The organism is Hymenobacter crusticola (assembly GCF_002154225.1).
In the GTDB taxonomy this organism is placed as follows: Bacteria; Bacteroidota; Bacteroidia; order Cytophagales; family Hymenobacteraceae; genus Hymenobacter; species Hymenobacter crusticola.
This window is the reverse complement of the sequence record NZ_MTSE01000012.1, coordinates 1-12848: the sequence shown is the minus strand read 5'-3', so window position 1 is coordinate 12848 and position 12848 is coordinate 1. Positions and strand designations below refer to the sequence as shown.

9 protein-coding genes are annotated in these 12848 nt (G+C 55.6%); 4 read left to right on the top strand and 5 right to left on the bottom strand.

Annotated features, from left to right (window positions below):
- Positions 1–51: 51 nt before the first annotated feature.
- The 5 genes from BXP70_RS19195 to BXP70_RS19175 all read right to left on the bottom strand — a co-directional run bounded on the left by BXP70_RS19195 (position 52) and on the right by BXP70_RS19175 (position 5652).
- Positions 52–1056: a FecR family protein gene (locus BXP70_RS19195; protein WP_086595743.1), complete on the bottom strand. Its 1005-nt coding sequence runs from the start codon at positions 1054–1056 to the stop codon at positions 52–54.
- Between the two features lie 334 nt (positions 1057–1390).
- Positions 1391–2269 (bottom strand): oxidoreductase, encoded by an 879-nt coding sequence (locus BXP70_RS19190; RefSeq protein WP_086595851.1) that lies wholly within the window; start codon positions 2267–2269, stop codon positions 1391–1393.
- A 92-nt stretch (positions 2270–2361) separates the two neighbouring features.
- On the bottom strand, positions 2362–3261 hold the full coding sequence (locus BXP70_RS19185; RefSeq protein WP_086595742.1) for a helix-turn-helix domain-containing protein: 900 nt from the start codon (positions 3259–3261) through the stop codon (positions 2362–2364).
- A 215-nt stretch (positions 3262–3476) separates the two neighbouring features.
- Positions 3477–4049 (bottom strand): RNA polymerase sigma-70 factor, encoded by a 573-nt coding sequence (locus BXP70_RS19180; protein ID WP_086595741.1) that lies wholly within the window; start codon positions 4047–4049, stop codon positions 3477–3479.
- Between the two features lie 166 nt (positions 4050–4215).
- Positions 4216–5652 carry an amidohydrolase family protein gene (locus BXP70_RS19175; RefSeq protein WP_179197749.1) on the bottom strand — a complete coding sequence of 479 codons (1437 nt, stop codon included), beginning with the start codon at positions 5650–5652 and terminating at the stop codon, positions 4216–4218.
- Positions 5653–5881: 229 nt separating this feature from the next.
- Here BXP70_RS19175 and BXP70_RS19170 point away from each other — a divergent pair, with 229 nt between their 5' ends.
- The 4 genes from BXP70_RS19170 to BXP70_RS19155 all read left to right on the top strand — a co-directional run.
- A complete protein-coding gene (locus BXP70_RS19170; RefSeq protein ID WP_143436585.1) occupies positions 5882–8884 on the top strand; it encodes a glycosyl hydrolase 115 family protein in 3003 nt (1000 codons plus the stop codon).
- Between the two features lie 893 nt (positions 8885–9777).
- Positions 9778–10833 (top strand): outer membrane beta-barrel protein, encoded by a 1056-nt coding sequence (locus BXP70_RS19165; RefSeq protein WP_086595738.1) that lies wholly within the window; start codon positions 9778–9780, stop codon positions 10831–10833.
- A gap of 215 nt (positions 10834–11048) precedes the next feature.
- Complete coding sequence (locus BXP70_RS19160) at positions 11049–12422, top strand: ammonium transporter (protein ID WP_245849686.1); 1374 nt, start codon at positions 11049–11051, stop codon at positions 12420–12422.
- 158 nt (positions 12423–12580) lie between these two features.
- Positions 12581–12848: glutamine synthetase III (locus BXP70_RS19155; RefSeq protein ID WP_143436584.1), on the top strand; the 268-nt coding region annotated here is incomplete at its 3' end.

The window sequence follows — 12848 nt, the reverse complement described above, 5'->3', positions numbered from 1 at the left end:
TCTTACCGGGGGCGGCGTGTTCTGACACGCGGCCTTTCTGTTCAAGAAAAATCACCGTTTTGGGGGCGCTTGCGGCGCCTGTTGGTGCAGGTAAATCACGTGGCCTTCGCGGCGGTAGGTCAGGGAGCCGGCGAGTTGCAGGGCATCGAGCACGGCGGGCAGGGGCTCGTTGTCGAAGGTGGCCCAGAGGCGCACGTCGGCTGTGGCCGAGTCCGTAAACACCAGCTTCACATCGTAAAGCCGTTCGATCTGGCTGGCTGCCTCGGCAAGCTTTTCGTTCTTGAAAATCAGTTTGTTGCGGCGCCAGCCTGTCACTTGTTCCGCGTCAAACTTCTGCCGGTAGATGCGGCCCGTCGCGGGGTTGGCGCGGAGCTGCTGACCGGGCGCGAGCAGGTAGCTGTTCTGCTTATCCATCACCTGCACTTTACCTTCCACCAGCGACACCGTTGTGTATTGCCCCTGGCCGCGCGCACTGACGTTGAACTTCGTGCCGAGCACTTGCGTGGTCAACGGGCCGCTGTGCACCCGAAACGGATGGCGGGCATCCTTGCTCACCTCAAAGAAAGCTTCGCCTTCGAGGTACACGTCGCGGTAAGCGCCGTCGAAGGCGGCCGGGTACCGGAGGCGGCTCTGCGGGGCGAGGGTCACGCGGGAGCCGTCGGCCAGACGGATCGTCTGCTGCTGGCCGGCCGGCGTCTGGCGTAGCGCGTAGGGCGGCGGGCTAGGGGGCGCCGCCAGGTACCATCCAACTCCTGCAACGATTAGCACCAGCAGGGCCAGCGCCGCCAGCCAGTACTTAGGTCGGCGGGCCGGCCGACGAGGCGCGGGGGTAGCGGCGCGCGCGCCTAGCCTAGCTTTCACGTTGCGCAGGGCCGCAGCCGTAGCATCGTTGGCGGCTGGGGCTTTGCTGATTTCCCACACAAGCTTTAGCTGCTCAAACACCCGCTCGTGGTCCGGCGACTCTGCCACCCAAGTAGCGAGCCACTCGTTTTCCTCCGCCGACGTTTGGCGGGCTAGGTAGCGGGTAATGAGCAAATAAAGTTCGTCCTGTTCCAAGGCGGCGGGGCAAAGGCCGATTAGCAGCCTTCTTCCCTAAAGACGCTCGCGGCGCCCGACCTCGTGACAAGGAGAAGCAGTCTTAACAGAAGGGTAATAGCCTTAATAGTAAGGTAATATGCAGCGCTAGGCTACGGCGCAGCCGGCAGCCGCGTAATCGGCATTCGAATGAGCTGTACAAGTACAGCCAACAACCTAGCAGGTCGCAGTGGAGCAGCCAACAAAAAAGCCTTTCGGAGCTACCCGAAAGGCTTTTTACACATGCTGTCTTGCTATTGCCTGTCACTAGTAGGCGTGGCTCAGCAAGAACTTACCTCGCCTTGCTTCAGAGCCATTACGCCGTAGTCGATTCGGCAAAACCCGTAGATACCGTGAGGGCTTGCCACTGCGTCATATCGTTTTGCAGCGCCTTGATTTTCATGTTCGCCATATCATACGCATCCTGACCTAGCAATAGGTGCAGCGGTGGGTTGGCCTCGGCGGCAACCTGAATAATAGCAGCGGCGGCTTTCGCCGGGTCGCCGGGCTGGCTGTCAGCGCGTTGCAGTTGGTCGTGGTAGGCTTCCGACTCCCGCACCTGTGTGTATTCTGGTAGCTGGTGTTCGGCCAACCGCAAGGAACCCGACTTCAGGAAATTGGTGCGGAAGTAACCTGGCTCCACGATGGTTACCTTAATTCCGAACTGAGCTACTTCAGCCGAAAGCGCCTCGGACAGCCCTTCAACCGCAAACTTGGTAGCGCAGTAGATGCCCCACCCGGGGAAAGTGCCAAGCACGCCGGCAATAGACGAGATGTTGAGAATATGACCGCTCTGCTGCTTGCGCAACTGCGGCATCGCCTGGCGAATGACGTTCAGCGTGCCGAACACGTTGACCTCAAAGTTGGCGCGGGCTTCTTCGTCGGTTAGCTCTTCTAGGCTGCCCAACTGCCCGTAGCCCGCGTTGTTGACCACTACATCAAGGCGGCTGAATTGCTGCACGGTGGCCTGAATAGCTTCGCCTACGCTGGTTTCGCTGGTGAGCTCAACGGCTAGCGGTAGAAAATCAGGCGATTCGTGGCCCACTGCCTGGCGCAGCTCCGTCACGTTGCGGGAGGTTGCCGCTACCCGGTGGCCTTGCCGCAGCAATTGCTGAACCAGCTCCAGGCCGAAGCCCTTGGAAGCACCCGTAATAAACCAAACCTGTTGTGTGCCTGCGTTTTGTTGGTCGTTCATGAGGTTGTTTGCTTGACTTTGTTTTGATAGGGCAAAGGTCAAGCAAGCAGCCAGGCAGGGGTTTACCGAATGCAAACCTATACTTACCAAATTCAAACACGCCGAAAAGCGGATGGCGGTAGGCCGGTTTGCTTTTTGAAAAAATACGTGAAATGGGCCGGTTCGTCGAAGCCTAAGCTGTAACCTATTTCGGCAATGTTCCAGTCCATGTGCCGGAGCAGGGCCTTGGCTTCGCTGGCTAGGCGCTCGGCAATGTGGTCGGTGGTGGTTTTGCCGGTGGTGTGGCGGATGCAGCGGTTAAGATGGTTGACGTGCACGGCCAGGCGCTGGGCAAAATCACGCGCAGAACGCAGCGTGAGGCGGCGAGTAATAGAGTCGATGGGAAATTGCTGGTCGAGGAGCTCCATAAACACGGCCGTTAGCCGCGCTTTAGCATCGGGGTGCTGATAGTGTGCCTCGGCCGGCCGCAGCTTAAGAGCATAGTGCATGATTTCGGACACGTACGTGCGCAACAAATCATACTTGAGCGAGTAGTCGGAGTGGGCTTCGGCCAGCATCTTCTCAAACAACGTGCTTAGCTCCGCATCTTGCGCGGTCGTGAGGGCGTAGGCCGGTTTGCCGCCGGGCTGGAACAACGGCAAATCGATGAGGCCAGGGCTGAGTCCGCGGAAGAATGCCTCGCGGAAAATGCAGAAGAAGCCGGTGGTATCGCCCGATAAGGGCTCCCACGTGTAGGGCACCTTAGGATTGAAGAACAGTAGCGTCGGCCCGTTCACCTCCAGGCTTTTGTCGGCGTAGTGGTATACGTTGTGGCCGCGGATGAGCGTCACCTTGTAAAAATCTCGGCGGCTGTATTGAACGGGTGTGCTCGTAGGGGCGAGCACATCTTCCAACCGAAACACGTGCGCCTGTCCCCAATCGGAGAATGAGGCAGCGGGCAGCTCTTTGAAGTGTTGCTGGTAAAACTCGGGCAGACTTTCGGGCTTAGGCATGTAGCCAAGTTATCAAATCAGGCGCTATCGAAACAGCATGTTACCTCACGCACGGCACTTCCCTGGCTAGGAGGCGCCTGGTTGGTGGCAGTAGTGACCGGGGTATCGTTTTGGTTGATTGACCTAGGCCACGGGATAAAACCACGCAACCGCCTAGCTCCCGAATCACGTTGGCCGTGGCTGGGCAGCGTTTTGGCCAGCAACGCACCTAGCTTTTACAAAACGCCGGAAACGTGCAGCGCCGATTTCAGAAAGCGCAAGGCCCTGAACATGTGTGTTTTTACGGAGTTGATGGAAATAGCTAGCAGCGTAGCAATTTCCTCGTAGGTGAGGTTGCCTTCGCGGTGCAGCTGAAACACGGTGCGCGTGCGGTCGGGGAGCTTATCGATAAGGTGGAGCACCTGCTGGTTGAGCTCTTGAAAGCTCAACAAATGGTCGGGCTCCAAGTACGAAAACTCGGGTTGCAGGGCCGATGCCTCGTCTTCGTCGAAGCGCAGGGGCGTGCGCCGTTGCTGACGAAGCCGGTCGTAGACGCGGTGCTTCACGGCGGTGTAGAGGTAGCTCGCCAACGAACCCTGCACCGCCAAGTGCGCCCGGCCAGTCCAGAGGGTGCAAAACACGTCGGCTGTCACGTCTTCGGCGGCGTCGGAGGGGTAGGGCAGCAGGCTCTTGGCGTACCGCACCATTCCGGAATAATGGCGGGTGAAAAGCGCATCAAAAGCCGCCTCATCGCTCAGCGCGAGGGCCTGCAAATAATGGTGATCTGAGGAGCTAATCGCGAACGGCATATCTATCGGCAAAGCTACCGCCTATCGGTATTGGCCTAAGTTATTCTTTTATTATGATTAAAATAGACGATGATAATAATTTCGTAAACTTTCGTAAAGCTTCAATCGATTTCATTTGCCTTTCTTCTGCGTCCGGTTGCTCCCAGGCCGCTTTTGCTGCTGATCGTTAGTTCAGCCCCACTTTTCCCTTCATCGACTCAAACAGCTTGGCCGAGTCGAAGCCTACCCCTTGTTTGAAGACCGTCTCCATCTGGCGCACTTGCTGGATATCTTTTTCCGGGTCGCCGTTGATCAGGATCAAGTCGGCCTGCTTGCCTGCCTCAATGGTGCCGATTTCCTTTTCCCGACCTAGGTAGGTGGCCCCGTTCAGGGTGCTGATCTTGATGGCTTCGACGGGTGTGAAACCGGCTTCTACCAGCAGCTCAATCTGGCGGCGGTTGGCGTAGCCGGCAATGGTGCGGCCCGCGCCGGTGGGGTCGGTGCCGGCCACGAGCAGCCCGCCCGCTTGGTAAAACTGCTTTTCCCAGGCTAGCTCCTTCTTAAACAGGCGCGTGCTGGCAGTGTCCTTCTGCTGATTCTGTTGCCAAGTGGCCTTTTCGCGTTCTTGGAGTTGGGGCACCAACGCTTCCAAACCGCCGCCGAGCACCACTTCCCGGCCCGTGTAGGGTTCGAACACCGGCAGGGTAGAGGTGAGGGCAACCTTCTTGCTGATCAAGTAGCTGATGAGGTTTTTCATCTCGGGGCTATTCACCGGCAGCTTCAGCAGCGCTGTGCGGCCGTTGGGATAGTCGCACACGTCGACGGGCTTACCTTGCTCAAAATCGGAGCTAGCCATGAAGCCGTGCTCCAGGTTGTCGATGCCGAGGTCGGCGGCTTCGCGGTAGGTGATGGAGCAGAGGTGGCCGGTTACTTTCAGGTGGCGGGCGTGGGACTCGCGCACCACGGCGGCTAGGTCGGCGCGGGTGGCGTGCATGTACATTTTGAAAGACGTACAGCCTTTATTAGCCCAAAAGATGGTCGTAGCCGCGGCGTCCTCGGGGCCTTTAATGGTGTTCAGGGCCGGAATGTCCATGCTCGGTTCCTCCATGTAGGGCGCCGTCACATCCATGTCGGGGCCGATGAGCTTGCCTTCCCCGATCATGCGCTTGATAGCTAGGTCGGTTTGGGGCTCGATGCTGCCCGCCGTGCGGATGGTGGTGGCGCCGCCGGCTAGGTACAGCCGCGGGAAGGAGTAGGGCATCTGGGCAATGTTGAAGTAGCTGCCCACCGGCATGGTGTAGTACAGGTGTTCGTGCAGCATCACGAGGCCCGGAATCAGGGTTTTGCCCGCGCAGTTGATCACCTTGGCATCGGCGGGCACCTTCACCTTTTTCGTGGGCCCTACCTGCACAATGCGGCCTTTTTGCAGGAGCACCGTTTGGTGGAGCAGGGCCGGTTTGCCGGTACCGTCTATCACTTTGGCGTCGGTGAGAGCCACGGTGGGCGCATTTACGCTGATAAACTCCTGGACTTGCGCCGTGAACTGTTGGGCTTGGCTCGACATGGGCACGCTCAGGCACAACGCACTACTAAGGGCCAGAAGGCGCGAAATAGAAAAGGACATACGCGGAAAAGATGAGGGAAGAATCAAACCAGCAGTAGTATACAACATCTTCGGCGGAAGCCGGATGCTGCTAGGGCAAATGCTACCTAGGCCAACAAAGACGCAGTAGCGCAAACTCGGCCAGGAACGGGCAGGACAGTTCGTTGCCTTTCTTTTCTGTATATCGCTTCACCACCTAGCGTTGCGGTCAGGCAATTACCTACGCTACCCTATCCTGCTCGTTTATTCCATGAAAAAGCGGTTTGCCTACGTTCTTGCCTTTTTGCTAAGTAGCCTGTGCCGCCCCGTTGCGGCGCAGCAGAACCTAGCTGCGCCCATCGTGCCGGCGGCTACTTACGGTTCCTCCGTGTTTCCGCTCGTGCACCAACGGACGGCCGCTGCGCTCTACGTCGATGCGCCGGATGCGGAGGTGGTGCGCGTAGCGGCGGAAGCGTTGGCCAACGACATTAATCGCATCACGGGCGTGACGCCTGCGTTGCGCGCCGCCACCGAGCCCCTAGCCGAATACCCGGTGTTGATCGGAACCCTAGGTCACTCCCGGTTGATCGATCAGCTCGTGGCGAGCAAGCAGCTCGATCTGAAAAGCCTTCAGGGCCAGTGGGAAACGTTTCGCTTGCAGGTGGTAGAGCAGCCGCTGGGCAAACCAGGCAAAGCCTTGGTGGTTGTCGGCAGCGACCGGCGGGGTACGGCGTACGGGGTGTTTGAACTGGCGCGGCGGCTAGGAGTGTCGCCGTGGTACTGGTGGGCCGACGTGCCGCCCCCGCACCACGACAACCTGTACCTCACGGCCGGCGCCTACCAGAGCGTGCCGCCTTCGGTGAAATACCGGGGCATTTTCCTCAACGACGAAGACTGGGGCTTGCAGCCCTGGGCCGCGCAGAATCTGGACAAGGATATCAAGGACATTGGCCCCAATACCTACGCCCGCCTATTTGAATTGCTGCTGCGCCTGAAGGCCAACCTGATTTGGCCGGCCATGCACCCGAGCACCAAGGCATTCTTTCATTACCCCGGCAACCCCCAAGTGGCCGAACGCTACGCCATACTGGTGGGCACCTCGCACGCCGAGCCCATGCTACGCAACAACGTGGATGAGTGGCAGGAGAAAACGATGGGCCCCTTCGACTACTTCCGCAACAAGCCCGCCGTGTACGACTATTGGAATCAGCGCGCGAAGGAAGCTAGGTCAATGGAGGCCATCTACTCGCTGGGCATGCGCGGCGTGCACGACAGCGGCATGGAAGGGGCCAAAACGCCCAAAGAAGCCGCCCAGATGCTCGGCAACGTGCTAGCCGATCAGCGCCAGATTCTGCGCCGCAATGTGGCCAAAGATGTAACGCGCATTCCGCAGGTATTCACCTTATATAAGGAGGTGCTCGATGTGTACGACCAAGGCCTGAAGCTGCCCGACGACGTGACCCTGGTGTGGCCCGACGACAACTACGGCTACATCAGCCGCCTGAGCAATGCCGAAGAGCAGCGCCGTCCTGGCCGCTCGGGCGTGTACTACCACGCCTCGTACTGGGGGCGCCCCCACGACTACCTGTGGCTCAGCTCGACGCACCCGGCCCTGATTCGGGAGGAGATGATGAAGGCCTATGCCTTGCAAGCCGACGGCCTGTGGGTGATGAATGTGGGCGACTTGAAGCCCCTTGAATACAATACGCAGCTCTTTTTGGATATGGCCTACGATGCAACGCCTTTTGAGCAAAGCAGTTACGTGCCGACGCACTTGCAGAACTGGTCGCAGGAGGCATTTGGTGCGGTGCATGCGGCAGCTATCCGTGACGTGCTGTGGGAATACTCCAACCTAGCTTTTGAGCGCAGGCCCGAGTTTATGGGCTGGAGTCGCACCGAGCCCACCACGCCCACCACCCGCACCGAGTACAACCACTTCTACTACGGCGACGAAGCCCAGCGCCGCCTCGACCGCTACGCGGCCTTGGTCGAGAAAGTGCAGCAGCTGCGCCCCCAAATCAGCCCCGATAAAGCCGATGCTTTCTATGAGTTGGTGTATTATCCTGTAGTAGGAGCGGCCCTTATGAACCAGAAGTTTCTGTACCGCGACAAAAGCGAGCTGTACGCCAAGCAAAACCGCGCCAGCGCCCGCGACTACGCCACCTTGGCCCAGCAAGCCTACCAGCAGATTGAGCAAGAAACCGACTATTTCAACCGCCAGCTAGCCGGGGGCAAGTGGCAGGGCATAATGTCGATGAAGCCGCGCAACTTGCCCGTGTACCAGGCGCCAGCGTTAAAGCCCATTCAGCTAGATACTAGTCAGGTATGGGGTGTCGCACCCGAAGGCTGGGTGAGCCCAGATTCGTCGCTGCTACCCACAAGCAAGCTAGGGTTGGTCCTGCCGACCTTCTACCCGTGGGGGCCGCAGCAGCACTTCATCGATCTGTTTCTTACCCGGCAGCAAGCGGCGACGTGGAAGGTAAAGACCTCCAAGTGGATTAACGTATCGGCCTCGCAAGGGCAACTGCTCCCACTCCTAGGTCGGCGGGAGCAGCGCCTGCAAGTAACTATCGATTGGGCCAAAGCACCCAAGCGCCCTAAAACTCCCGGGCAAATAACCTTCATTGCCGCGGGCCAAAAAATTACCGTGTGGGTTCCCGTAGCCGGCCTTGAACCCGAAGTGAAAAATTATACTGGCTTTGTGGAGAGCAACGGCTACGTATCAATGGGAGCCGGGAATTACACGCGTAAAACAGATAAAGTGGCGAGTCAGTGGGCGAAAGTGCCGAACCTAGGTTCCGTCGGAAGCGCTTTGCAAGCCCAGCCCCTTCAAGCTGCTTCGCTCACTACGCCCGCTAGTGCCCTGGAGCAAGCCGCTGTAGCTGAGTATGACTTCTATGCACTTTCCGCTGCTTCGGCGCCTATCATCACCGTTTTTACCTTGCCTACGCACGAACTCACCAGCCGCACCGGCATGCGCTACGGCGTCGCCCTCGACGACCAGCCCATGCAAATCGTGGACTTCCGCACCATGGGCCGCTCGGAAGAATGGAAGCAAAACGTGCTGCGCAACAATGCCCAACGGCAAATACAAGCCGCTGCTATCACCCCCGGCCGCCACACAATAAGAATCTACCTGCTTGACCCAGGTGTCGTGCTCGACCGCATTACCGTCGACCTAGGTGGGTTACAGCCACACTACAGCGCCATTCCCGAAACAAAGAAGCTCAGCACGCAGGTGCAAGCAGGCAAAACAGCCAAGCTAGGCCGGTAGCCTAACATCTTATTCGCCTAAAAGCCTAAAGTACAGCCCCCCGGCGGCTCCTTGGCTGCACGCCGTTCGCACATCAGCGAATTAGCGGGGCTTCCTGTGCTTTTCAACGACCTACCACCTGACTGGCTCCTGTGTCTTAGCAAGAGGCGGCGCCGTCCTGCCCGTGTAATTGAGCTGCTAAGACACAGGCCTGGCTATAAAGCACTAGGGGGAAGAACCATGTTGCGCTACTAACCTGCCAAAAGTAGCTTACCTCAGCACAGGTTTGCCGAGCAGTGGCAAAATCGGAATTGAAAACAAGATATTATCGAAGTACCCCTAATTGCGAGGGTGTATTTGCTATAAAGAAGCGTTTTTTATAAAAATAAGGTAAAAATAGAAGGTATTATTTGAATTTATACTTGGTTTAAGCGTAGATTGGCTTCAGATTTACAACATACCCCTCCTCACGATGCCGATTACTTTCGTTTAAGGCATTGGCTTCTGCTTATTCCCTGTATTTTTCTATTTAGGTAGCGACGTTCAACATGAAAGAAAGCTTGTCTTTGACGGTTGAAACACCCGTACGTCACGAGAGAAATGTCCAGCATATTTAGGTAGAACTTGATGCACTTATAGTATAGAGTGCACCTGTGGTGCTAGCAGATCCTGCGTCTGATCTGGTAATACCATTTAGCAAGACATTACTGAAACTGCGTAGTAATCGAAATTTTGTATTGTTTAATACAGAACGGATAAACTATGCTTTGTAAAAAATAAAATACGCATACCCATGCCAAGGAGATAAAGATAATTTGTACCCATAGAATGGTACAAATGTGAAGTAGGTCAAGGCAGAAAATACGAGTCCCACAACACGATGTCTTTTATTTTCCACCACATAGATTGCCTACATGCTCATCCTTACAACAACATTGTCGTTGCTTGCCACTAGTATGGGTAGCGCGGATGATTCAACTCGTACAACGCTGCCGTTTAAATTATCGGGGTCTGCAGATGCGTATTACCGCTATAATTTGCAAAACCCACGAGAGGCTTCATTTAATAATTATACTAGCTTTACCAATACGCATAATTCTTTCGAGCTAGGTATGATTTCCGCAAAAGCGGAACATACAATTGGCAAAGTAGGAATGGTGGCTGACCTTGGTTTCGGGCGTCGTGCGGAGGAATTTTCATACAACGATTCAAATACGCGTTTTGCAATTAAGCAGCTGTTTATCACCTATTCACCGTCGGCAAAAGTTAAGTTGACAGCAGGAAGCTGGGCCACGCATATTGGGTATGAATCGGTCGATCCGTACCTGAATCGGAATTACAGTATGAGCTATATGTTCTCGTACGGACCCTTTTTTCATACTGGTGTCAAAGCCGATTTCACCCTCGGTAACAAGACAACCCTTATGGTAGGGGTGGCCAACCCAACTGATTTAAAAAGTGCGAGTGGCTTACCAAAAATGGGTATTGCCCAGCTCGCTACGGGTACGAAAGACGACAAAATAAAAGCGTACTTGAATTATCAAGGAGGTAATCCGAATGATTCATTGCGATTACATCAAGTTGATGCAGTTGTGACGTTTGCAGCATCATCTAAGTTTAGTCTTTCTTATAACGGAACCGTTCAAACGCGGCAAAGTAAAAGCGAAAGCAGCTGGAGTGATACTAATACGTGGTGGGGCTCTGCACTCTACGCAAACGTAGATCCTACTTCGTGGTTTGGCTTGACACTTCGTAGTGAATATGTTGGCGATAAGAAAGCATTAATTGGGTTTAACGGCGGAGTATTTGAAACAACTCTCTCTTCAAATATTCGAGTTGATAATTTGACGATTATTCCTGAGCTGCGATTGGATAGTGGAAATCGAGATCCTAGGTTATTTGTAAATAGGGCTGGAGTAGCTAAAAAATCAACGCAAAGTTTATTGATTGCTGCTGTCTATAAATTTTAACGAGTAGAAGAGAAACTAAAATTGTATTTGTCTTTTGCTGCATACATTATTCCGTACATGTTTAAAAAAGGCAAATGTGTATTTCTTGCTTAAAAATTATTTGCTGAGCGAACAAATCGGTTACTAAATACTCTGGCGATTTGCCTAATATTACTTAGCCACGCAGTAGGTAAATCACTTTTAAATTCAACTTTCAAGTCATCAATTTACTTCGTATGGAAACTTCTCCTCCCAAATCTGCTTCGGGCTCCTTTATGCTCTTGGTGCTACTGGCGCTGAGTGGAGTAGCCGCCTTTGTACCCGTTGACCATCCCGCGGCGGGTGCTACCAGCACGCTCAACGCCGCCGATGTAGCTTGGATGTTGACAGCCACGGCGTTGGTGTTATTGATGACGCCTGGCCTGTCGTTCTTTTACGGCGGCATGGTGCGGCCCAAAAACCTAATTTCGACGATGCTGCAAAGCTTCGTGGCAATGGGCGTAATCACGCTGGTGTTTTACTTTGTGGGCTTCTCGCTGGCTTACGGCGACAGCTGGCACGGCCTGATTGGCAATCCACTCACCTTTGCGTTGCTCCGCAACGTAGGCACTGCGCCCAACCCCGCTTTCTCGGCTGCCATCCCGTTCATTCTTTACTTCGCTTTTCAGCTGAAGTTTGCCATTATCACACCGGCCCTCATCACGGGTTCTTTCGCTGAGCGCGTCAATTTCAAGGGCTACCTAGCCTTTATGGTGCTGTTTTGCCTATTCATCTACTGCCCACTAGCACACTGGACCTGGCATCCCGAAGGCTTTCTGCACAAGTGGGGCGTGCTCGATTTTGCCGGTGGCACAGTGGTGCACATTTCGGCTGGGGTGGCAGCGCTGGCTGGCGCCATCGTGATGGGGCCGCGCCGCATGAAGCAGCAGACTTCCTTCTCGACGCCCAACGTGCCTTTCGTGCTACTCGGCACCGGGTTGCTGTGGTTTGGTTGGTTTGGTTTCAATGCTGGTTCGTCGCTAGGGGCTAACGAGCAGGCCACTCTTGCTTTCGCTAACACCAACCTAGCTTCGGCGGCGGCACTAATCGCGTGGATGTTGGTAGAGGTGGCCCGTGGTGGCAAACCCACAGCCGTGGGTGCATGCATCGGGGCCGTTGTTGGCTTGGTGGCCATCACGCCCGCCGCTGGCTTTGTAAACTACGGCCAGAGCATTCTGATCGGGGTGGTAGCGTCGCTCATCAGCTTTGCTGGGGTGCATTGGAAAAACAGCCGCACCAACATCGACGACACGCTCGATGTGTTTCCTTGCCACGGCCTTGGTGGTATCGTGGGCATGATCCTGACGGGTGTGTTTGCCGATAAAGTAGGCCTCGTGCACGGTTCTGCCACGCTGTTTGGCTACCATCTCCTTGCCCTCGTCATTGTGGTTGGCTACGCCTTCGTGGGCTCCTGGATTCTGTTAAAGATAACCGACATGATCTTCGGGCTGCGCGTGAAAGCCGCCGACGAAGAGCTAGGTCTCGACCTGAGTCAGCACGAAGAGTCGACCTACAACGTGGACGAAGAATACGAAAGCACCCGCAAAGAACTGGTAGCCGAGCGCCACTAAGTAGTATCTGCACCAGGCTGCCTGCTCCGCGGCGCTGGAAAGCTAGGAGAAGTTCAGTAAGGAAGTGAGCTAGCTTTCCAGTGTCTGCCAAACCAATTATTGCGGCCGCCCGCAGTGACGCACACCCCTTTCAATCCTCTTACCTTTTTAGTTCTCGCATGTCCATTTTGCGCTTCAAAGCCCTCGAATTAGTCGATCGGCGCGAACCAGTACCCGTAGTAACAACTAACGAAAGCCGGTCCGCGACCTTCGGTAAAAACGTCTTCAACCTGGAGGCCATGCGGGCTACCATGTCGGGTAGCTATTTGAAAAAGCTGGAAGCATCTATCAAAGAAGGCGCGCCAGTGGAGCGGTCGGTGGCCGACGCGGTGGCCTCGGCCATGAAGACGTGGGCGATGGCTAAAGGCGCCACCCACTACACCCACT